Here is a 22891-nt window from a genome sequence, read left to right as displayed (position 1 = left end):
CTTTCGCCGCGGGCGCAGTAGGTTTACTCATCGGCCACGACCAAACGCGCACCGGCAAGGGACCGTCACCGCATGTCCGTATTCAGGCAACTCATCGTGCTCGCGGTGCTGGGCGGGCTGGCCTATGGCGGCTATGGCTACTGGCGATCGGAATACGCCACCGATCCCGGCGCGGCGCAGGGCGATGGCGGCCCGCGCGCGGCGACGGTCGAGCTAGCCACCGCCGAGACGCGGGTGATGCAGCGCACCGTCGAGGCCGTCGGCACCACCCGCGCGCGCCGCTCGATCGAGATCGTGCCGGAGACCGACGGGCGGCTGGTGGCGCTCGATATCGCGCCGGGAAGCCGGGTCAAGAAGGGCGACGTGCTGGCGCGGCTCGACGATTCGATCCAGCGGTCGGACCTCACCGAGGCCGAGGCGGTGCTCAAGGAACAGTCGAGCACGCTCGACCGGTTGCGCCAGTTGCGCAGGACCAACGCGGTCTCGGTTGCCGCCGTGGAGGAGGCGGTGGCGCGGCGCGCCGAGGCGCAGGCGCGCGTCGAGCGCGCGCAACGCAGGCTCGACGACCGGGTGATCACCGCGCCGTTTGACGGGGTGGTGGGGCTGACCACCTATGACGTGGGCGCGCGCGTGACCGAGGGAGAGGTGCTGGCGCGGCTCGACGACCTGAGCGAGGTCGAGGTGGAATTCGGCCTGCCGGAAACGGTCTTTGCGCAGGTGGCGCGCGGGCAAAAGATCATCGCGCACGCCGCCGCCTTTCCCGACCGCCGCTTCGAGGGCACCATCTCGGAGGTGGACAGCCGTATCGACCCGGTGAGTCGGTCCTTCCTGACACGCGCGCTTATTCCCAATCGTGACAGCACGCTGCCCGCGGGCATGTTCCTGTCGCTGACGCTGGTGCTGGACGAGGCGGAGCGCATCGTCGTGCCGGAGGAGGCGATCGTGTTCCAGGCCGCGCAAACCTATGTGTTCGTGGCCGAGGACGGTATCGCCCGGCGGCGCGCGGTCGAGACCGGGCAGCGCCGCGACGGGGTGATCGCGGTGACCTCGGGGCTGGTCGTCGGGGACGAGGTGGTGGTGCGCGGGTTGCAGCGGGTGCGCGACGGGGCGCCGATCGATATCCTCGCGCGCGACCGCGACGCCACCGCCGGGGACGATGCGGGAACCGGCGAGGCGCCGACATGACGCTGTCGGACATCGCCGTGCGCCGCCCTGTTCTCGCGGCGGTGGCGAGCCTGCTGATCATCATCTTTGGCGTGGCCAGCCTGCGCGACCTGCCGGTGCGCGAGTTGCCGGACGTGGACAACTCTGTCGTCACCGTCACCACAACCTATCGCGGCGCCGCGCCCGAAGTCATCGACACCGACATCACCGAGGCGGTGGAGGGCGCTGTCGCCTCGATCGCGGGGATTCGCACCATCTCGTCGGAGAGCCGACAGGGCCGGTCGCGGGTGACCATCGAGTTCGAGACCGGGGTGGATATCGACGTGGCCGCCAACGATGTGCGCGACGCGGTGGGGCGTGTGCGCGGCGCGTTGCCCGACGAGGCCGAGGAGCCGCAGGTCGTCAAGAGCGATGCCGACGCCTCGCCGGTGATGCGGCTCGCGATCACCTCGGACCGGATGACCACCGCCGAGATCACCGATTACATCGACCGGTTCATCGCCGACCGGCTGGCCACGGTCGCGGGGGTGGCGAGCGTCGATATCGCGGGCGACCGGCCCTTCGCGGTGCGTATCTGGCTGGACCGGCGGGCGCTGGCAGCGCGCAACCTGACGGTGGCCGATGTCGAGGCGGCGTTGCGCCGGGCCAATATCGAACTGCCCGCGGGCGACGTGGAATCCGACAACCGGCAGCTTACCGTGCGGCTCAACAGCCGGCTGGCCAGTATCGAGGATTTCCGCGACGTGGTGATCGACGGGGTGGCGGGCTATCCCGTGCGGCTGCGCGACGTGGCGCGGGTGGAGCCGGGCGTGGCCGAAGATTCCACCGTGGTGCGCACCAATGGCAACGACGCGGTGGGCATGTGGGTGCTGCGCCAGAGCCAGTCGAACACGCTGGCCATCTCGAACGCCGTGCGCGCCGAGATCGCGGCGATGGCCCCGACCCTGCCCGAGGGGATGGAGATCATCGTGGGCTCTGACGACGCGCTCTTTGTCGGCGCGTCGATCCGCGAGGTGGTGATCGCGCTGGGCATCTCGCTCGCATTGGTGATCGGGGTGATCCTCGTGTTCCTGCGCTCGGGTGCCGCCACGCTGATCCCGGCGATTACCATTCCCGTCTCGCTCATCGGGACGTTCCTGCTGATCGGCATCTGGGGATTTTCGCTCAACACGCTGACACTGCTGGCGCTGCTCCTGGCCATCGGGCTGGTGGTGGACGACGCCATCGTGGTGCTGGAAAACATCCAGCGCCGCATCGAGGACGGCGAGACGCCGCTGGTGGCGAGCCTCAACGGCACGCGGCAGGTGACCTTTGCCGTGATCGCCACCTCGCTCACGCTGATCGCGGTGTTCGTGCCGCTGTCGTTCATGCCCGGGCAGGTGGGGCGGCTGTTCGTGGAGTTCGGCTGGGTGCTGGCGGGCACGGTGGCGATCTCGACCTTCGTGGCGCTCACTGCGTGCCCGGCGCTGGCATCCAAGGTGCTGCGCGCGCGGGCGCGGCGCGGGGCGGGCGACGCCACGCCGCGACGCCCGCCACTGATCCAGCGGGCCTATCGCGCGCTGCTCACGCGCTGTATTGCCATGCCACTCGTGGTGCTGGGCGTGGCGCTGGCGGTCACCGGGGGCGCGGCGCTGTTCTATGACGGGTTGCCGCGCGAGCTGGCCCCGCGCGAGGATCGTGGCGTGGGCTTCGTGCCGCTGACTGCGCCGCAGGGCTCGACCGTGGCGCATTCGGACATGGCCGCCCGGCAGGTCGAGGAGATCCTGAAGCCGCATGTCGCCTCGGGCGAGATCGCGACCGTGTTCACCTTTACCGGCTGGGGCGGGCGGGCGTGGCGCTCTTTCGTGGTGTTCCGCCTTGCGCCGTGGGAAGAGCGCGATCGCCCGGTCTCGGCGCTGGTGGGCGAGCTGGCCCCGCAGATGAGCCAGGTTACCATCGCGCGCGGCTTTCCGGTGACGCCCGCCGGGCTGGGCCTGCGCGGCAGTTCCACCCCGGTGCGGGTGGTCATCGGCGGCCCCGATTTCGAGAGCGTCAAGGACTGGGCCGCCGAGTTGCTCGCCCGCGCAGAGAGCGTGCCGGGGCTGGTCAATCCCGAGATCAATTACGAGGAGAACCTGCCGCAGCTCGATATCGGGATCGACCGCGCGCGGGCCGACGATCTCGGCATCTCGGCCGAGGCGATTGCCGCGACGCTCCAGACCATGCTCGCGTCGCGCGAGGTGACCACCTTTGTCAGCCGTGGGCGCGAATATCCCGTTCTGCTGCAGGCCGAGGACGAGGACCGCCGCACCCCCACGGATATCGGGAATATCTTTGTGCGCGCGGGCGACGGCGAGACGCTGGTGCCGCTGGGCGCGTTGGTCACGCTGGAGGAGAACGCCGCCGCGCCATCGCTGCGGCGCTTCGACCGGCTGCCCTCTATCCAGCTTTCGGGCGCGCTCGCCCCCGACGCCGAGCTTGGCACCGTGCTTGAACACCTGGAAGAGATTGCCGCCGAAATCCTGCCCGCCGAGGCCAAACTGGGTTATGACGGGCAGTCGCGCACCTACAAGGACACCGCGGGCGGGGCCAACGTGGTGTTCCTGCTGGCGCTGGTGATCGTCTACCTGGTGCTGGCGGCGCAGTTCGAGAGCTTTCTGCACCCGGTGGTCATCATGCTGACGGTGCCCATCGGCGTGGCGGGGGCGATCTACGCGATGACGCTGGGGGGCCTGTCGCTCAACGTCTACAGCCAGATCGGGATCATCCTGCTGATCGGGCTGATCGCCAAGAACGGCATCCTGATCGTGGAATTCGCCAATCAGCTACGCGACGAGGGTCACGCCGTGCGCGAAGCGGTGATCGAGGCATCGGTGCTGCGTCTCCGCCCGATCATGATGACCGCGATCTCGACCGTGCTGGGCGCGCTGCCGCTGGTGCTGGCCAGCGGTGCGGGGGCCGAGAGCCGGATCGCCGTGGGCACGGTCATCATCGCCGGGCTGAGCCTTGCCACCGTGCTGATGCTGGTCGTCACACCGGTGCTATATGACCTGCTGGCGCGGTTCACGCGCCCGCGCGGGGCGATGGAGGCGGCGCTGGAGCGCGAAATTTCGGAGCGTGCGCACCCCGCCGAGTGATTTTTCGCCGGTTGCGGCGGGCGACGGGTCTGGCCATCGGGGGCGCCGGGTGCGATAGAGAAATGGTGTCCGTGGGGGGTGCTGTCGTGCGGGAATGGTCGGCCCGAATCGTCTTGGTGATCGTGGCGCTAACCGCGCTGAGCACCCCGTCCGCCCACGCGGCGGAGGTGAGCCTGTCGGCACCACGGGCACCAGAGAAATTCACCGAGCGGCTGCGCGCCGCCTCGCTCACGGTGAGTGAGGTGGCGCGGGAGGACAGCACCGCGCAGGACCTGCTCGCCGCCGCGCAGGCCGATTACGCGCGGCTGCTGAGCGTTCTCTATGCCGAGGGCTATTACGGCGGCATCATCTCGATCCGGGTCGATGGCCAAGAGGCCGCCGACATCCCGCCGCTGTCGGCCCCCGACGAGATCGGGCGGGTGGCGATCGAGGTGGTGCGCGGGGCGGGGTTCCGCTTCGGCGTAGCCGAGGTGACGCCGCTCGCACCCGGCACCGGGCTGCCGGGCAAGTTCCTGTCGGGCGAGCTGGCCAAGGCGGGGCTCATCGCCGAGGCCACGCAGACGGGGATCGAAGGCTGGCGCTCGGCGGGTCATGCCAAGGCGCGCGTCGATGCCAAGGATATCGTTGCCAATCACCCGCGCGCGCGGCTCGATGCGCGCATTGCGCTCGACCCCGGCCCGCGGCTGCGGTTCGGTGCGTTGCGCATCACCGAGGGCGACCGCCCGAGCCGCGTGCGCGCCGCGCGCATCCGCGAGATCGCCGGTCTGCCCACGGGCCGCCAATTCTCGCCCGGTGAGGTGGAGGACGCCACGAATCGCCTGCGCCGCAGCGGGGCGTTCCGCTCTGTGCGCCTGGTCGAGGCGGAGACGCACAATGCCGACGGCACGCTCGACATCGCGGCGCAGGTGACCGATGCCAAGCGCCGCCGCGTCGGCGTGGGCGCGGAGCTGTCGTCGCTCGAGGGGGTGACGCTGTCGGGATTCTGGCTGCATCGCAACCTCTTTGGCGGGGCCGAGCGGCTGCGCATCGACGCGCTGGTGGGGGGCATCGGCGGCGATTCGGGGGGCGAGGATTTCCGCCTCGGCGCGCGGCTTGACCGGCCTGCCACCTTCACCCCGGACACCGGCGCATTTCTGCTCGCCGATGTCGAGGAGCGCAACGAGCCCGATTACCGCGAGCGCAAGGCCGAGATCGGCGGCGGGCTGACCCATGTGTTTTCCGACGAGTTGAGCGCCGAGGCGGGCGTCACCTTTCGCTTTTCCGAGATCACCGACGACCTCGGCAAGCGCGAGGTGCAGCACTTGCTGTTTCCGGCGAGCGCCACCTGGGACCGGCGCGACGATCCGCTCAACCCGACGGAGGGGCTGTATCTCGAGCTTGGGATCACGCCATTCGCCGGGCTCGATCAGGGCGGAGGGGGCGCGCGATTTTACGCCGATCTGCGTGACTATCTCACGCTTGGCGATGCGGGGCGGTTTACGCTTGCGGGCCGCGCGCAGCTTGGCTCGGTCGCCGGGGCGGGGATCGTCGATGTGCCCGCCGACATGCTGTTTTACTCGGGCGGGGCGGGCACGGTGCGCGGACAGGGCTACCAATCGCTGGGCGTCGATCTGGCCCCGAACATCACCGTGGGCGGGCGCGCCTTTGTCGGGATCTCGGGCGAATTGCGGGCAATGGTGAATGACCGCGTGCAGGCCGTGGCCTTTGCCGATGCCGGGTTCGTCGGCGAGGACGCGCTCGGCACCGGCACGGGCGAATGGCGTGGCGGCGCGGGGCTGGGCGCGCGGTATTTCACCACCGTCGGGCCGATCCGCCTCGATATCGCCACGCCCGTTGACGACGACGCGTTCCAGGCATTCGAGATATATGTCGGCATCGGGCAGGCGTTCTGATGCGACTGCTGTGGCGCATATCACTGGCGCTCGCGCTTCTCGCCCCGCCGCTTGTGGCGCAGGAGGAGACCGGCGGCGGCTTTCTCGAACGCACGATCGAGGACAACCTCTCGGGCGCCGGGCGCGAGGTGCGGATCACCGGCTTTGCCGGTGCGCTCTCGTCCCGAGCCAGTCTCCAGAGCCTGACCATCGCCGACGATGATGGCATCTGGCTCAGCCTGCGCAACGTCACGCTGGACTGGAGCCGCTCCGCCCTGCTGGCAGGCCGGGTCGAGGTCAACGCCCTGACCGCCGAGCAGATCACGCTCGCACGACTGCCGGATGGCGGCCCCGCGATCAGCCCCGAGAATGCCGAGGCCACGCCCTTTGCCCTGCCCGACCTGCCCGTGTCGGTCAATATCGGCGAGATCAGCGCCGATACCTTGATCCTCGGCGCACCCGTTCTGGGCGAGGAAATCCGGCTGGAACTGTTCGGCAGCCTCTCGCTCGGCAGCGGTGATGGCACGGCAGAGATCGACGTCACCCGCCTCGACGGGCGCGGCGAAATCTCGCTCGATGCGAGCTTTGACAACGAAACCCGCGTGCTGGCGCTCGATCTTTTGCTCGACGAGGCGCCGGGCGGCATCGCGTCCACGCTGCTCAACCTGCCCGATAGCCCGGCCATCGTGCTCTCGGTGCAAGGCGAGGCCCCGATCGACGATTACGCGGCCGACCTGCGGCTTGCCACCGACGGCACCGACCGGCTGACGGGGCGCGTGACGCTCGACGGGGACGAGACCGGTGGCACCCGTTTCGATGTCGCGCTCGACGGCGACATCACACCGCTCATGGCCGAGGAGTACCGGCCCTTCTTTGGCGGGCGCACGGAACTCGCGCTTAGCGGCGCACGGGCCGTGGATGGCGCGCTCGATATCGACCGGCTCAGCCTCTCGGCGGCGCAACTGGCGCTCGACGGCACGCTCGCGCTCGATGCGGCGGGCTGGCCCGTGCGGTTCGACCTCACCGGCAATATCGGCGATGGCACGGTCCCGGTGCGCCTGCCCATTACAGGCCCGGCCGTCACGCTGGAAAAGGCCACGATCGAGGCCGGTTATGACGCCGCCCGAGGCGATCGCTGGCGTGCGCGCATCGACCTGACCGACTTCATGCAGGCCGATCTCAGGCTTGACAGCGCCACGCTGTCGGGCCTTGGCACCTTGCAGCGCAGCGCCCCGCGCGGCGTGACCGCCCTGGCCGAGTTCGACCTCACGGGGCTGGACCTCGCCGATCCCGCCCTCGCCCGCGCGGCGGGCACCGCGCTCTCGGGCCATGCCAGCCTGCAATGGACCCAAGGCGAGCCCCTGCTGCTGCGCGGCCTGCGCGTCGCCTCGGGCAACGCCACCCTCGCGGCCAATGGCCAGATCGCGGCGCTGGCCGAGGGGTTGCCCGTCGAGGGCACGGCCCGCATCGACGCGACCGACCTCGCCCGCTTTGCCGAGCTGACGGGGCTGGACCTCGCGGGGGCGGCACAGGTTACGCTCACCGGTTCGGGTCGCCTTTTGGGCGGGGATTTCGACGTGGCGCTCGATGCCGGGACAGCTGGTCTGACGCTCGGGATCGCGCAGGTGGACCCGCTCATCGCGCCCCCCGGCAGGCTCGCGCTCAGGGCGCGGCGCGACACGCAGGGCACCACGCTGGAGCGGCTCAGAATCGTCAACAGCGCGTTGGAGGCAAGCGCCTCGGGCAGACTGGACAGCGAAAGCGGCGCACTCGATATCACAGCGGCGATCGCCGACCTGGGGCTGAGCGACCGCCGCCTCGACGGCCCGGCGCGGCTCGAAGGCGGGATCGGCTGGCGGGCGGGCGGCGCGGTCACGTTCGACGAGGTCGAACTGACGGCGATGGGGGCCGAGATCGCTGCCACCGGCAGCGTCAAGCCCGAAGTCGAGGGCCTGCCGGTGACCGCGCGGCTGCGCATGGAGGCAGGGGATCTCGCGCGCTTTGCCGCGCTCGCCGGTATGCCGCTGCGCGGTCGGATCACCGGCACGCTGGAGGCCGAGGGCGCGCTGCAAGCCAAGCGGCTGGAGGTCGCGCTGGAGGCCGAGGGGCAAGACCTTGCCACCGGGATCGCCGACCTTGACCGGCTAATCGCCGGGCGGCTGAACCTGAGTGCAGAGGCGCGCCGCACACCCGAGCGCATCGAGATCGCCGATGTCGCCTTCACCACCCCGCAACTGGAGCTGAGCGCGCACGATGACGGTGCGGGCGGGCCGGTGCACGTTGAGGCGCGGCTGGCCAATCTGGGCCTGTTCCTGCCCGAGTTTTCCGGCGCGCTGTCGGCGGGGGGCACGGTCGCGCTACACGGACCCGAGGCGCGGAGGATCGTGCTGGCGCTCGACGCCACGGGGCCGGGCGGGACCACGGCGCGGGTATCGGGTGATGTGCACGATTACGGCGCGCGGCTCGATCTTGCAGCCACGGGGCAACTGCCGCTGGCGCTGGCCAACGGTGCCATCCGGCCCAATGCGCTGTCGGGGAGTGCGGCGTTCGATTTGCGGGCGGAGGGCGCGCCGGGGCTGGCGGCGCTGGCGGGCACCGTCGAGGCGCGCGGCGCGCAGGTATCGGTGCCCGGTGCCGGGCTGGCCATCGACGACCTGAGCGGCACCGCGCGGCTGGGCGGCAACCGGGTGGAAACGGATTTCACCGCGCGCCTGCGCGAGGGTGGGAGTGTGGCCGTGACAGGGCCGCTCTCGCTCATCCCCGGGTATGACGCCGATCTGACAATCGAGCTGGCCGACGCGGTGCTGACCGACCGGCTGGTCTATAGCACAACGGCGGATGGCACGGTGACTGTGCGCGGCCCGCTCATCGGCGGGGCACGCATCGGCGGCGAGATATTTCTGCAGGAGACCGAGATTCGCATCCCCTCGGGCCTTGGCCCCGAGACCGCCGCGCTGCCGGGGCTGCGCCACGAGGACGAGCCTGCCGCCTCGCGGATCACGCGGGCGCGCGCGGGGCTGATCGAGACGGAGGCCGCGCGCGCGACCCCTGCCCGCCCCTACGCGGTCGATCTGACGATCAGCGCGCCCGCCCGTATCTTCGTGCGCGGGCGCGGGCTCGACGCCGAGCTTGGCGGGCGGCTGCGCGTCGGCGGGACCACGGCTTCGGTTGCGCCGGCGGGCTTCTTCGGGTTGCGCCGGGGGCGGCTCGATATTCTGGGCAAGCGGCTGGAGCTGACCGAGGGGCGCGTGACGATGCAGGGCTCGCTCGACCCGTGGCTGCGATTTGTCGCGGAAACGGTGATCGACGATGTCGAGGTGCGGGTGATTCTCGAGGGGCTGGCGAGCGCACCGGAGGTGACGTTCGCCTCCTCCCCCGACCTGCCACAGGAAGAGATTGTCGCGCGGCTCATCTTCGGGCGCGGGCTCGACAATATCTCGCCGTTGCAGGCCGCGCAGCTTGCCTCGGCGGTGGCGACGCTCTCGGGCGGGGGCAGCGATCTGGTGGGGCGGTTGCGCGGCGGTTTCGGGCTGAGCGATCTCGACGTGACGCAGACCGCCGAGGGCGACACCGAGGTGAGCGCCGGGGCCTATGTCTCGGACAACGTCTATACCGAGGTCACCGCCGACAGCGCCGGACGGCAGATGATCAACCTCAACCTCGACCTCACACGCAACCTGACTGCCAAGGGCAGTGCGTCGAATGACGGGGATACCGGGATCGGGCTGTTCTTCGAGAAGGATTACTGAGGCGCGTCCTGCCTGCCACCTGCCCGTTTTCCGGGCAGAAATGACTCGCCTTCCCGAGCGGCAATCTGCAACAGTATTCGGATCGACCAGAACCTTGGGAGGGGTTACTTGCGTTATATTCCGCTCATCATCAGTCTTGCCCTGATACCGGCGGGGATCGGGCTCGCGACCGCGCTGCCGTTCTGGGGCGGGTTGCTTGCGGGGATTGCCGGGATCGTCGCACTGATCGGGCTCTACGATTTTTTCCAGACCCGGAGTGCGGTGCTCAAGAACTATCCCGTCTCGGCGCGGCTGCGCTTTATCTTCGAACATTTCCGCCCCGAGATCCGGCAGTATTTCCTGGAAAGCGACCACGAAGAGACCCCCTATTCACGCGAGCAGCGCGCGCTGGTCTATCGCCGCGCCAAGGGGATCGAGGGTCTACGCCCGTTCGGCACGCTGCGCAACGTGAACGAGATCGGGCATGAATGGATCAATCATTCGATGGCGCCGACGCATCTCGACAGCCATGATTTCCGCCACAGCATCGGCGGACCGGACTGCACGAAACCTTACGATGCCTCGCCGCTCAACATCTCGGGCATGTCCTACGGGGCGCTGTCGCCCAATGCCATCGAATCGCTCAATTGGGGGGCACGGATCGGCGGATTCGCCCACACCACCGGCGAGGGCTCGATCTCGCGGTTTCACCGCAAGCATGGCGGTGACCTGATCTGGCAGGTGGGCTCGGGCTATTTCGGCTGCCGCACGCCCGAGGGCGCGTTTGATCCTGACCGTTTCGCCGAAACCGCCGCCGACGACCAGGTCAAGATGATCGAGATAAAGCTCAGCCAGGGCGCCAAGCCGGGGCATGGCGGCATCCTGCCCGGGGCCAAGGTAAGCGAGGCCATCGCCGAGGCGCGCGGCGTGCAGGTGGGCGAGGATTGCATCAGCCCGCCGGGCCATTCGGAGTTTACCTCGCCCAAGGACCTGTGCGTCTTCATAGCAAAGCTGCGCGATCTGTCGGGCGGCAAGCCCGTGGGCATCAAGCTCTGCGTCGGGCATCCGTGGGAATTCTTTGCCATGGCCAAGGCGTTTCACGAGACCGGCATCACGCCGGATTTCATCACCATCGACGGGGCCGAGGGCGGCACCGGCGCGGCGCCTGCGGAATTCGCCGACCACAAGGGCGCGCCCATTCGCGAGGGGCTGATGCTGGTGCATAATACGCTCGTGGGCATGGGGCTGCGCGATCGCATCCGGCTCATCGTGTCGGGCAAGCTGATCAGCGCGTTCGACATGTGCCGGATGTTCGCGCTGGGCGCGGATGGCTGCAATATCGCACGCGGGTTCATGTTCGCGGTCGGGTGCATCCAGGCGCAGGTGTGCCATTCGGGCAAGTGCCCCACGGGTGTCACCACGCAGGATCCGGGGCGGTATCGTGCGCTGGTGGTGGCGGACAAGTATCAGCGCGTCGCCAATTTCCACCGCAACACGATGATCGCACTCAAGGAGGCGGTGGAATCCTCGGGGCTGATCTCTCCGCTGGATTTCACTCCGCATCACCTGATGATCCGCGTCAGCAGCCGCGAGGTGCGCTCGGCCGCCAGCCAGTACCTGTGGCTGGAGCCGGGAGAGTTGCTGTCGGGCGAGGTGAGCCACCCGGCTTTTGCCAAGTACTGGGATCGCGCCCACGCCGATACCTTTGCCTTTACCTGAGCCATGCCCGATCCCGTCTCGTCGATCCGCAATCTCGGCCCCGCGTCCGATGCCGCCTATGCCCGCGCCGGGATCACCAGTGCCGGGATGCTGCGCGGGATGGGGGCGGACGCGGGCTATGAGGCACTGTTGCGCAGCGGCGCGCGACCGCATTTCATCGCCTATTATGCCATGGTGATGGGGCTTCAGGGTCGGCCGTGGAACGATTGCCAGGGTGCCGAGAAGACGGCGCTTCGCGCCCGGTTCGACGCGATCAAGGCGCGGGTCGCCGCGGGCGGCGAGAAGCCCGATGCCGCGATCGAGGCCGAGCTCGACAGGATCGGGACGGGCGTAAGGAGGTAGCGGGCTGACGCCGGGGATTTGGAGTGAAGCGGTCGTTGAGGTGAGCCGCGCGAGTGCCCGACCGCGGGTGGGCGTAAACCGGGCTGTGCTCTGCGATTTATGACGCAAGATACCCTTCTATATTTCTGCTACTTGAACCGTTGCAGAAGCGCCCGCCCGTCCGGGCGGTCGGGCGCTCGCGCGGCGGTGTGCAAGCACACCTTGTTCCGCGCGGAGTGGGTGGCGAATGGCGGGTTCAGACCAAAAGCCGTCGCGACCCGCCGCCCCTTTTGACCGACATTCACCAAGGGACGGCGCTCAGACCTTTGTTGCCGACACCGGCGGCGTCACGCGGCGCTTGAGCATCGCCTCGCGCCACGAGATGAAGCTGACGGAGGCGACGATCACCGTGCCGCCGAGCACCACGAACGGGTCCACCCCCTCGCCGAACACCACCGCGCCGAGGATCACCGCCCAGACCAGTTGCAGGAAGGTCACCGGCTGCGTCACCGTCAGCGGCGCGGCACGGAACGCGAGCGTCATGGTGTAGTGCCCCCCGGTGGCGAGGCAGGCCACGCAAAAGAGCACGGCCAGCTCCCACATGGTGGGCGGCACCCAGACCGACCAGGCGAGCGGCGCGAGGCCCAGCGTGACGAAGATCGACAGCATCGAGACAACCACCCCCGCGCTGACACGGCCCGAAATCATCTTGGCCAGCAGGTAGGAGCCGCCGAAGAACACCGCGGTGAACAGCATCGCCATGTGCCCGGCCCCGACCTCGCGAAAGCCGGGGCGCAGGATGATCAGCGCCCCACATAGCGCCACCACCACCGCCATCACCCGCCGCACCGCCAGCCGCTCACCCAGAAAGAGCGCGGCGCCCAGCGTGACGTAGATGGGCGAGAGGTAATTCATAGCTGTGACATCGGCGATCGGGATGCGCGCCATCGCGTAGAACCATAGCGCCACCCCTGCCGTGTGGAACGCCCCGCGCGCGCCGATGAGGCCCCATGTGCCCCGGTCAAGACGCAGATCGCGCAGCGTGGCGAGCATCGGCAACAGAAAGATCAGTCCCATCGCGTAGCGCAGGAATGCCGCCTGCGGCGCGGGAACCCGCGTGCCCAGCACCTTCACGAGCGCCGTGACCCCCACGAAGAGGAGCCCCGTCACCACCATCCAGAATACGCCCCAGCCGGGGCGCGCGGCGTCCTCCGCCGAAATACCCACGTTCGCGCTCATGGATGGCATTAACTCACGCCTTGCACGAACTGTCGAGCGCGCGGGGCGCGGTTTGCCATGCGTGCAGCGCAAGGCCGGGCTTGCGCGAATGCATGGCTCAGGGCAGCGGAATATACTCGTCCGCGTCGCCCGGCGGCAAGCGAAAGCGCGCGCGGTCGCCCGCAGCCCAATCCGCCTTGGCCGCCTCGATCCGTTCGCGGCTTGAGGCCACGAAATTCCACCAGATATAGCGCGGTCCCGCCAGCGTCTCGCCGCCCAGCACGATAAGCCGCGCGCCGCCCTCGCCCGCGCGCAGGGACATCCGGTCGCCGGGGCGAAACACCATCATTCGCCCGGCCTCGAATACCTGCCCGGCGACCTCGACCGCACCCGCGACCACGTAGATGCCGCGATCCTCGTGATCGTCGGGCAGCGGCAACGCCGCCCCCGGGTCAAGCCGCGCATCGGCATAGACCATCTCGGAGAAGGTGTGCACCGGCGCGCGCGCGCCCCAGCCCCGCCCCATGATGAGGCGGACCTGTGCGCCTGAATCGTCCAGCACCGGCAGCGCGTCCGCCCCGTGATGCTCGAAACTGGCGGCCCGCTCTTCCTCGCGCTCAGGCAGCGCCACCCATGTCTGGATACCGAAGAGGCGACTCTCGCCCCGGCGGGTGGCCGCGCTGGTGCGCTCGGAATGGGTGACGCCGCGGCCCGCCACCATCCAGTTGACCGCGCCGGGGTGGATCATCTGGTCGGTGCCGAGGCTGTCGCGATGCTGAAACTCGCCCTCGAACAGGTAGGTCACCGTGCCGAGGCCGATATGGGGATGCGGGCGCACGTCGATGCCCTGCCCGGTCAGGAACTCTGCCGGGCCCATCTGGTCGAAGAAAATGAAAGGGCCGACCATCTGCCGCCGCGGCGCGGGCAGCGCGCGGCGCACCGCGAAGCCGCCGATATCGCGGGCGCGCGGAACGATCACGGTCTCGATGGCGTCCACCTCGTCCGCCGCGGGGCATTTCGGTTCCAGTCCGGGGTTCCAGCTCATGGCGTGTCCTCCTTGCTGAACGGGACAAGGCTAGCACGATCGCGCCAACATGCTGAGCCCCGCCGCCGCACAACGCCTGTGCAACCCTCAGCCCAGCAGCAGCCCCGCCGCGATCGTCCACATCACCGCCCCCACCAGTGCGTCGAGCACCCGCCAGCTCATGGGGCGGCGAAAGAACGGGGCGAGCAGGCGCGCGCCAAAGCCCAAGCCGAAGAAGAACACGAAGCTTGCACCGACGGCGCCTGCGCCGAATCCCAGCCGGTTCTCGTATTGCGCAGAGACCGAGCCCAGCAGCACGACCGTATCGAGATAGACATGGGGGTTGAGCCAGGTGAGCGCGAGACAGGTGAGCACCGCGCGTGCGCGGCTGCCCGCGCCCGGGCCCGCCTCGAGCACCTCGCCGCCGCGCCACGCGGCGAAGAAGGCGCGCGCGCCGTAAACCAGCAGGAAGGCCGCGCCGCCATAGCGCATCACCCGCTCCAGCCCCGGCACCGCCTCGGCCAGCGCGCCGAAGCCCGCGACCCCGGCGGCCACCAGCACCGCGTCCGACAGTGCGCAGACCAGCACCACGGCGAGCACATGCTCGCGCCGCAAGCCCTGCCGCAGCACGAAAGCGTTCTGTGCCCCGATCGCGAGGATCAACGAGAACCCCAGGGCGAAGCCTGCCACCGCTGCCTGCATGTTCTGCCCCTTCTTGCCCGCGGACCGAGCCGGACAGGCCCCGCAGCACGGATGGTCAGAGCTGCGCCATCACCTCGTCGGAGGCTTCGAAATTGGTGGTGACGCGCTGCACGTCGTCGTCATCCTCCAGCGCCTCGATCAGCTTCATCAGCTTTTGCATGGTTTCGAGGTCCATCTCGGTCGTGGTGGTGGGTTTCCACACCAGGCGGGTCGATTCGCTCTCGCCGAGATCGGCCTCGAGCGCGGTCGAGACGTCATTGAGATCCGTGTCGGTGCACCAGATCACGTGGCCATCCTCGGAGCTCTCGACATCCTCGGCACCCGCCTCGATGGCGGCCATCATCACCGTGTCGGCGTCACCGGCATCGGCAGGGTAGATCACCTCGCCCTTGCGCTCGAACATGAAGCCGACGCTGCCGGTCTCGCCCAGGTTGCCGCCGTTCTTTGAAAACGTCGAGCGCACGCTGGACGCGGTGCGGTTGCGGTTGTCGGTCATCGCCTCGACGATCACCGCCACGCCGCCGGGGCCATAGCCCTCGTAGCGGATTTCCTCGTAATCCTCGGCGTCGCCGCCGCTCGCCTTCTTGATGGCGCGCTCGATATTGTCCTTGGGCATCGACTGCGCCTTGGCCTCCTTGATGGCCAGGCGCAGACGCGGGTTCTTTTCCGGGTCCGGGTCGCCCATCTTGGCGGCGACGGTAATTTCCTTGGAAAACTTGGAAAAGAGCTTTGCCCGGACGGCGTCCTGCCGCCCCTTGCGATGCTGGATATTCGCCCACTTGGAATGGCCGGCCATGAGGTCCTCTTGTCGGATGCTGGAAATCTGAGGTCTTTTATCCGCTGTCGGCGCGCGGGGCAACGCCCCAAACTCACTGTGCCGGGCGGGTCGGCGGGCTAGCCAGGCGCGGGCGCGGCTGCAGCAGGGCCGTCAGGCGCAGCCGGTCGGCCACCTCAGGGTCCGGCCTGTGGCAGGCGCCCGCCCTGCCGCACCATCTCGATGCGGGTGGCGCGGCCGGTGGCATCGTCGGTCTCGAGATAGACCCCCGACAGCGTCACCGCCCCCATCGCCGGGGTGAACCGTTCGCGGCCCATGCCGGTGACGAAGCGGCGCATCGGCTCGGTCTTGTCCATGCCGATCACCGAATGGTAATCGCCGCACATGCCCGCATCGCCCTGGAACGCCGTGCCACCGGGCAGGATCTGCGCATCCGCCGTGGGGATATGGGTATGGGTGCCCACCACGAGGCTCGCGCGCCCGTCGCAGAAATGACCCATCGCCATCTTTTCGCTGGTCGCCTCGCAATGCATATCGACCACTGCCGCCTGCACCGCGCCGCCCAACGGGTGGCTGCGCAGGGTGGCGTCGATGGCCGAGAACGGATCGTCGAAGGCGCGGCGCATGAACACGTTGCCCAGCACCTGCGCCACCAGTACGCGGCGCCCGCGCCGGTCGGAGAACACGCGCGCGCCGCGTCCCGGCGCGGCCTTGGCATAGTTGAGCGGGCGCAGTACCCGCTCGTTGCGCTCGACCTCCTGGAGCATGTCCTTCTGGTCGAAGGCGTGGTCGCCCAGCGTCACCACGTCGGCCCCGGCCTCCAGCAGCCCCTTGGCATGCGCCGCCGTGAGCCCCATCCCGCCCGAGGCGTTCTCGCCGTTGACGACCACGAAATCGAGCGCCCAGGCGTCGCGCAGGCCGGGCAGCCGCTCTGCCACCGCCGCGCGTCCTGCGCGCCCCATTACATCGCCGAGAAAGAGTATCTTCATGCGCCCCTGTTAGGCGCAGGCGCGTGCGAGGGCAAGCGGGTGAATGGCCGTCCGCCCTTCATCTTGCCGCGAATACTCAATCCCCGACCGGTAGCGCGCGCGGTACACGACCGGGAAATTCACCGACCGGGCGATGAAGCAATAATCGTGCACGCGGGCGTGCAGCGCATCCGCCCGTTGCAAATCGGTGCCGCGCGCCACCGTGATCCGGGGCCGCAGCGTGGCGCGCAGGAAGCGGCTTGCGCCGGCCGCGTCGGTCTCGCCCACGGCCACGGGCTCGTCGGCATAGGCGGTGACGGCGATCCCCGCGTCGCTCGCAAGGTGCAGGAACCACAGCATGTGACAGGCCGACAGCGCGGAGATCAGCATGTCCTCGGGGTTATGCAGGGTCGGGTCGCCCCCCAGCAATGGGTCGTTGGAGCAATGGATGACCGGCTTGCCCTCGGTCTCGACATTCCATGTCCGGTCGTAGCCCCGGTAATGGCGCGTACCCTCGCCGCGGTTGCCGGTCCAGACGACGCGGGCGGTATAATCGTGCTCGGCCATGGCTGCGTTCCCCTCCGTTCCAGACTGTCCTCATCCGCTCAGAACGCGATCACACCATCCTCGGTCACGATCATGTCGAGCGGTTGGTCGGTGGGCTCGAGCGGCAGCCCCTCCGCCTCCTGCGCGGCCCAGGCAAAGCCGATGGCCAGCGTCGGGCGGCGGGCGCGCAGCCGCTCCAGCGTGCGGTCGTAGAAACCGCCGCCGTAGCCGAGCCGCCCGCCCTTGCGGTCAAAGGCCACCAGCGGAACGATCACGATCTCCGGCTCGATGAAGCGGTCCTCTTGGGGCACCATCGCGCCGAATGGCCCCTCGCGCAGCGCGCAGCCCGGCTCCCACAGCGAGAAATCGAGCGGCAGGCCCGCGCCCGCGATCACCGGCACGGCGACGGGACCGTGCGCTGCCGCCTCGGCCATTGCGGGCAGCGGGTCGATCTCGGTGCGGATCGGCATATATCCGGCCAGCGGAACGCCGCGATGGCCGGCCAGAACCGCCGAGAGATGCGCCGCCGGGGCCGGATGCCCCGCCGCGTGCGCCGCCTTGCGGCGGGCGAAGGCGGCCTTGCGCGCCTCGGCCTTGCGCTCTGCCAGCCCGCTCACAGCAGCACCAGCGAGGCGAGCCCGAGGAAGGCGAAGAAGCCCACCACGTCGGTGATCGTGGTCACGAACGGCCCCGAGGCGAGCGCCGGGTCGATGCCGAACCGCTCGAGCGTCATCGGGATGGCGATGCCCCCCAACGCGGCGGCCACCAGCGTCAGCAGCATCGCCACCGCGATCACGGCAGCCAGCAGCGGCACGCCGAACCACAAGCCCACCACCCCGGCCATCAACACGCCGAAAAACAAGCCATTGGCACCGCCCACGACCAGTTCGCGCAGCACCATGCGCAGCGCGTTGCGTGGCGTCAGGTCGCGGGTGGCCAGTGCGCGCACCGCCACCGTCATCGTCTGGGTGCCCGCGTTGCCGCCCATCGAGGCGACGATGGGCATCAGCACCGCCAGCGCCACCATCTGGTTGATCGTCTCGGCGAATTGCTCGATCACCACCGAGGCGAGGATCGCGGTGAGCAGGTTGACGAAAAGCCACAGCGCCCGGTCGCGGATGGTCTCGGTCAGGCGGCCGGAAAAGCCGCCCTCCTCGCCCACGCCTGCGAGGCGCAGGATGTCCTCTTCGTGCTCCTCGTCGAGCACGATCATCGCGTCGTCGATGGTGATGACCCCCACAAGCCGCCCCTCCTCGTCCACGACGGGCGCGGAGATCAGGTGATACTGGTTGAAGGCATAGGCCACGTCGGCCTCTTCCTCGGTCACGGCGAAGGTGTGGAAGGTCTCCTCCAACAGGTCGCGCAGCGGCGTGGCGCGCCGCGCAGCCATGATCCGGCCCAGCATGACGTTGCCCACCGGGTGCAGGCGCGGATCGACGAGAATGATGTGATAGAACTGTTCGGGCAGATCCTCGGCGCCACGCATGAAGTCGATCACGTCGCCCACGCGCCAATGCTCGGGGGCGATGACCACCTCGCGCTGCATGAGGCGGCCGGCGGAGTATTCCGGGTAGGTGAGCGATTGCTGTACCGCGAGCCGGTCGGACGCCTCGAGGATGTCGAGGATCGCCTCCTGCTGGTCGTCCTCGAGATCCTCGACGAGATCGACCACGTCGTCGGATTCCAGCTCGCGCACCGCCTCGGCCAGCACCTCGGGGTGCAGAAGGCCGATCACCTCCTCGCGGATCGATTCGTCGAGTTCCGACAGGATGTCGCCGTCGAATTCCTGCCCGTAGAGCGCGATAAGCCGCCGCCGGTCGCCGCCGCTGATCTGTTCGAGCAGGTCGGCGATGTCGGCGGCGTGGAGCGGTTCCATCTCGGCCCAGAGCCGGGTGCGGTCACCGGCGTCGAGCGCCTCCATGATGCGCGCGATGCGCGCCTCGCTCAGCGGGTGACCCTCGTCCTCGCCGGTCTCGGCCCCGGGCAGCGGTTCGTTGTCTGTCTCGGCCATTCCGCCCTCCCTCTGCGCCGCTCCGGCACCCCGTGATTAGCGATTGGCGGACGTGAAAACAATCGCGTTACAGCCCGTTTTCACCACGCGGCGCCGGGACAGCCGGCCCGCCTGCCCCATGTGGCGGCAAAACCCGGCAAGCAGACCGCCATGACCGACCAGACCCGCCGTCTCTCCGACGCGATCGAGGCCAGCGACGCGGCCTTTGGCCCCGGTTACGGGCGCGACAACCCCGCGATCGGGGTCGCACGCGAGATCAGCGCCGAGATGGGCGAGACGATTCTCAGGCTGAAGCCGCGACTCTTCGGCTGGGCTCAGGTGACGCGCGACAGGATCTCGAGCGCCGCCGCGTGCTGCGCGCGCCCCGCCGCCGCGATCACGCGCCCGCCGGCGTGGGCCGGGCCACCCTGCCAGTCGGTGACGATGCCGCCCGCCGCCTCGATCACCGCGATGGGCGCGTGAATGTCGTAAGGGGCGAGCCCAGCCTCGACCACGAGGTCGATCTGCCCCGCTGCAACGAGCGCGTAGGCGTAGCAATCGAGCCCGTAACGCGTGAGCCGCACCTGGCGCGCCAGATCGGCAAAGCCTGCGCCCTCGGCGAGGGTGCCGACCTCGGGAAAGGTGGTGAACAGGATCGCGTCGGAAAGGGGGCGGTCACCGCGTGCGCGCAAGGGGCGTGCACCTAGCGGTCCGGTCATCCGCGCGGTGCCGAAGCCGCCCTCGAACCGCTCACCGATATAAGGCTGGTCGATCAGGCCGTAGACCGGCCCGGAAGCGTCGGCGAGGGCGATCAGCACCCCCCATGTGGGCGTGCCCGAGAGAAAGGCGCGGGTGCCGTCGACCGGGTCGAGCACCCATGTCAGGCCGCTTTCACCTTCGGTGGCACCATATTCTTCGCCGAGGATGCCGTCGCGCGGGCGACGCTCTGCCAGAAGCGCGCGCATGGCGCGCTCCGCGGCACGGTCGGCCTCGGTCACGGGGTCGAAGCCGCCGGTATCATGCTTGTTGTCGGCGCTGAGTGCGATATGCCGGAAATGCGGCAGGATAGCCGCGCGCGCCGCATCGGCGAGGCTGTGCGCGGTCTCGCGTATCTCGAGTTCGTTCATCGCCGTATCCTCGCCCCGGTCCTGCCGGAGCGATACCCCGCGATCACGCGGGGCTCAAGCCACCTCGCTCAGGACGCGGGCAAGATCGAACAGGCGTTTGCGCTGGGTCTCGGGGATCGCGTAGTAGGAGCGCACGAGGTCGAGCGCCTCCTTGTCGGCGATGATATCAGCCGGAAGCGCCGTGCCGCCCTCGTGTTCGACCCTGGCCAGCCCATCGAAGAAGAAGGCGACATCGACCTCGAGCGCCTCGGCGATGTCCCAAAGCCGCGACGCGCTCACGCGGTTGGCACCGGTCTCGTATTTCTGGATCTGTTGGAATTTTATGCCGACAGCCTCGGCCAGTTGCTGCTGGGTCATCCCGGTCAGCCACCGGCGATGACGAATTTGTTTGCCCACGTGAACATCGACGGGATGCGGCATGTCTTTCCCCTTATCAATCTTATCAATCATTGTGCGGCCCGGACCGGATCGGTCAAAAACGACCCAAGTCCGTCACCCAACGCCGCGCGACCCGGCAGCGTATCTGAATGAATAGCGAAACTGCCTTGAAATTCAAGAAATTTCGCCACTCGGTTGCAGGGGAATTCGAAATTACATGTGGTCGCGCGGGGTCGGTGGTGCGGACCCGCACCCGGCCACCGCTCTTTCGGATAGGTTGTGGCGCGGTTCGATGTGCAATCATGGGGTCCGCCGTGCAGGTCCGGCGAATCGGATGGACATACCCGCACCCGCCACTTACGCCAAGGGGCGCAGTTGTGACCGGAGACCGACAAATGCGTGCCTACCGATTGACCGCCGCCGGCGCCCCGCCCGCGCTCGACAATATCCCCGCGCCGGCACCAAAGGCCGGTGAGATCAGCCTGCGCATCGCCGCCTGCGGGCTCAACTTCGCCGATCTTCTGATGATCGAGGGACGCTATCAGGACACGCCCGAGCCGCCCTTTACCCTCGGGATGGAGGTGGCGGGCACGGTGACCGCGCGCGGCCCCGACACTGACGGTCCGGCCCCCGGCACCCGCGTCGCGGTGTTCGGCGGACAGGGCGGGCTGGCCGAGCAGGGCTGCTTCCCGGTCGCGCGCGCCGTGCCGCTGCCCGATGCGATGAGTTTCACCGACGCCGCCGCGTTCCAGATCGCCTATGGCACGAGCCACGTCGCGCTCGATCACAAGGCGCGGCTGCAACCCGGCGAAACGCTCCTCGTGCTGGGCGCGGCGGGCGGTGTCGGACTGACGGCGGTGGAGATCGGCAAGTTGATGGGCGCACGGGTGATCGCCTGCGCGCGCGGGGCAGAAAAGCTGGAGGTGGCGCGGCAGGCTGGTGCCGACCACCTGATTGACGCCGCCACCGAGGACATCCGCGAAGCGTGCCGCGGATTGGGTGGAGTGGACGTGGTCTATGATCCAGTGGGCGGCGACCAGTTCAAGGCGGCGATGCGCGCCTGCCGCCCCGAGGCGCGCATCCTCGCCATCGGCTTTGCCAGCGGCGAGGTGCCGCAGATCCCCGCCAATCACCTGCTGGTCAAGAACCTGAGCGTGATGGGTCTCTACTGGGGCGGATACCTGAAGTTCCGACCCGAGGTGGTGACCGAGAGCCTCGCGACGCTGTTCGGCTGGTACGAGGCGGGCCGTATCCGCCCGCATGTGAGCCACGTCCTGCCGCTCGACCGCGCCGCCGAGGCGCTGGATCTGCTGCGCAGCCGCAAATCCACCGGCAAGGTGGTGGTCACGCCATCCGCAGACTGACCGGCGCGGGCTGTGCGATGAAGCCCTGCCGCAGCATGTCCGACAGCGGATCAAGCAGCGCGTCGCCGCCGGGGCGGACGTAGAGGTTGATCTTCTGCACGCCGAGATCGGGCAGCGCCGTGCCCGGCTCGATCGCCTCCTGGTGCGGCGGAATGCTGTCCTCTAGCAGCGCGCCGACGGCGAGATCGGCGCTGACCAGCGCCTCGACCGCGCGGTCGTCTTCGGACAGCACCGCCATCTCCCAGTCGATCCCCGCCTCCTCGAGCCGGCGCAGCACGATGGGCCGGAAGATGCAGTTGGAGCAGAAGGCGAGCCGCAGCGGGCGCCGCTTCCACGCCACGCCGCCGCGCGCCCCGGTCCAACGCAGGGCCATCTCGGTCAGGGTCTCGCCGCCGGGCTTGGGCGATCCTTCGGTGGTCAGGATCACGTCCACCTCGCCACGCTGGAATTCCTCGTGCAGTTTCATCGTGCTCGACGAACGCAGGTGCACGTTGATCCGCGGATAGGCGGCGTTGAACTGTTTGAGCACGCGCGGCACCACCGGGTAGACGATGTCATGCGGCACCCCGAGGCGCAGCTCGCCCTCGTAGCGATCCTCGGTCAGTCGCGCGACCGCCTCGTCGTTGAGCGCGAGGATGCGCCGCGCATAGCTCACGAGCTGCTCGCCCGGGCCGGTGAGCGACACGCGCCGGTTGCCACGGTCGAAGAGCGCGAGGTCCAGCATCTCTTCCAGCCGCTTGATCTGCATCGACACGGCCGATTGCGTGAGGTTCAGGATCGCCGCTGCCCGCGTGACCCCGCCGTGGTCCGCGACCGCCACGAGCGCGCGCAGGGTGGTGATGTCGAGATTCCTCATGGATCAGCTCCCGTGATGTATTGG

General features: G+C 69.0%; 18 protein-coding genes. 7 read left to right on the top strand and 11 right to left on the bottom strand.

Annotation, left to right across the window (positions count from 1 at the left end; translation table 11 throughout):
* Positions 1–72: 72 nt before the first annotated feature.
* From C6W92_RS03650 to C6W92_RS03625, 6 genes are all read left to right on the top strand, one after another.
* A complete protein-coding gene (locus tag C6W92_RS03650; protein ID WP_129431700.1) occupies positions 73–1185 on the top strand; it encodes an efflux RND transporter periplasmic adaptor subunit in 1113 nt (370 codons plus the stop codon).
* The gene (locus tag C6W92_RS03645) at positions 1182–4280 is read left to right on the top strand and encodes an efflux RND transporter permease subunit (protein WP_129431699.1); all 3099 of its coding nucleotides are present in this window, start codon (positions 1182–1184) and stop codon (positions 4278–4280) included. The genes C6W92_RS03650 and C6W92_RS03645 overlap by 4 nt, the downstream gene beginning before the upstream one ends.
* 86 nt (positions 4281–4366) lie before the next feature.
* On the top strand, positions 4367–6172 hold the full coding sequence (locus C6W92_RS03640) for a BamA/TamA family outer membrane protein (protein WP_241691058.1): 1806 nt from the start codon (positions 4367–4369) through the stop codon (positions 6170–6172).
* Entirely contained in the window at positions 6172–9900 is a 3729-nt protein-coding gene (locus C6W92_RS03635) for a translocation/assembly module TamB domain-containing protein (RefSeq protein ID WP_241691057.1), read from the top strand. The genes C6W92_RS03640 and C6W92_RS03635 overlap by 1 nt, the downstream gene beginning before the upstream one ends.
* A gap of 108 nt (positions 9901–10008) precedes the next feature.
* Positions 10009–11598, top strand: coding sequence for an FMN-binding glutamate synthase family protein (locus C6W92_RS03630; protein WP_129431696.1), 1590 nt, complete (start codon positions 10009–10011; stop codon positions 11596–11598).
* 3 nt (positions 11599–11601) lie between these two features.
* Entirely contained in the window at positions 11602–11940 is a 339-nt protein-coding gene (locus tag C6W92_RS03625) for a TfoX/Sxy family DNA transformation protein (protein WP_129431695.1), read from the top strand.
* 297 nt (positions 11941–12237) lie between these two features.
* On the opposite strand, the gene C6W92_RS03620 is transcribed toward C6W92_RS03625, so the two are convergent.
* From C6W92_RS03620 to C6W92_RS03575, 10 genes are all read right to left on the bottom strand, one after another.
* Positions 12238–13158, bottom strand: a complete 921-nt coding sequence (locus C6W92_RS03620) for a DMT family transporter (protein WP_129431764.1) — start codon at positions 13156–13158, stop codon at positions 12238–12240.
* A 97-nt stretch (positions 13159–13255) separates the two neighbouring features.
* Complete coding sequence (locus tag C6W92_RS03615) at positions 13256–14182, bottom strand: pirin family protein (RefSeq protein WP_129431694.1); 927 nt, start codon at positions 14180–14182, stop codon at positions 13256–13258.
* 87 nt (positions 14183–14269) lie between these two features.
* Positions 14270–14863 (bottom strand): LysE/ArgO family amino acid transporter, encoded by a 594-nt coding sequence (locus C6W92_RS03610; protein ID WP_104018046.1) that lies wholly within the window; start codon positions 14861–14863, stop codon positions 14270–14272.
* A gap of 55 nt (positions 14864–14918) precedes the next feature.
* Positions 14919–15659 (bottom strand): YebC/PmpR family DNA-binding transcriptional regulator, encoded by a 741-nt coding sequence (locus tag C6W92_RS03605; protein ID WP_129431693.1) that lies wholly within the window; start codon positions 15657–15659, stop codon positions 14919–14921.
* Between the two features lie 155 nt (positions 15660–15814).
* Complete coding sequence (locus C6W92_RS03600) at positions 15815–16627, bottom strand: TIGR00282 family metallophosphoesterase (RefSeq protein ID WP_129431692.1); 813 nt, start codon at positions 16625–16627, stop codon at positions 15815–15817.
* Positions 16628–16636: 9 nt separating this feature from the next.
* Positions 16637–17173, bottom strand: coding sequence for an OsmC family protein (locus tag C6W92_RS03595; protein ID WP_129431691.1), 537 nt, complete (start codon positions 17171–17173; stop codon positions 16637–16639).
* A gap of 38 nt (positions 17174–17211) precedes the next feature.
* Positions 17212–17769, bottom strand: a complete 558-nt coding sequence (locus tag C6W92_RS03590) for a 5-formyltetrahydrofolate cyclo-ligase (RefSeq protein ID WP_104018050.1) — start codon at positions 17767–17769, stop codon at positions 17212–17214.
* Positions 17766–19163 (bottom strand): magnesium transporter, encoded by a 1398-nt coding sequence (mgtE, locus tag C6W92_RS03585; protein ID WP_129431690.1) that lies wholly within the window; start codon positions 19161–19163, stop codon positions 17766–17768. The genes C6W92_RS03590 and mgtE overlap by 4 nt, the downstream gene beginning before the upstream one ends.
* Before the next feature lie 314 nt (positions 19164–19477).
* Positions 19478–20269 (bottom strand): histidinol-phosphatase, encoded by a 792-nt coding sequence (hisN, locus tag C6W92_RS03580; RefSeq protein WP_129431689.1) that lies wholly within the window; start codon positions 20267–20269, stop codon positions 19478–19480.
* A 54-nt stretch (positions 20270–20323) separates the two neighbouring features.
* The gene (locus C6W92_RS03575) at positions 20324–20689 is read right to left on the bottom strand and encodes a helix-turn-helix transcriptional regulator (protein ID WP_129431688.1); all 366 of its coding nucleotides are present in this window, start codon (positions 20687–20689) and stop codon (positions 20324–20326) included.
* Positions 20690–21042: 353 nt separating this feature from the next.
* On the opposite strand from C6W92_RS03575, the gene C6W92_RS03570 reads away from it, so the two are divergent.
* Positions 21043–22011 carry an NADPH:quinone oxidoreductase family protein gene (locus C6W92_RS03570; protein ID WP_129431687.1) on the top strand — a complete coding sequence of 323 codons (969 nt, stop codon included), beginning with the start codon at positions 21043–21045 and terminating at the stop codon, positions 22009–22011.
* Here C6W92_RS03570 and C6W92_RS03565 read toward each other — a convergent pair.
* Entirely contained in the window at positions 21992–22867 is an 876-nt protein-coding gene (locus C6W92_RS03565; RefSeq protein WP_129431686.1) for a LysR family transcriptional regulator, read from the bottom strand. The two genes, C6W92_RS03570 and C6W92_RS03565, sit on opposite strands and share 20 nt — an antisense overlap.
* Positions 22868–22891 lie beyond the last annotated feature (24 nt).

This window comes from Roseovarius sp. A46, assembly GCF_004126395.1.
GTDB lineage: Bacteria > Pseudomonadota > Alphaproteobacteria > Rhodobacterales > Rhodobacteraceae > Roseovarius > Roseovarius nitratireducens.
Note: the sequence above shows the minus strand (reverse complement) of the source record. Positions and strands in the feature narration are given on the sequence as shown.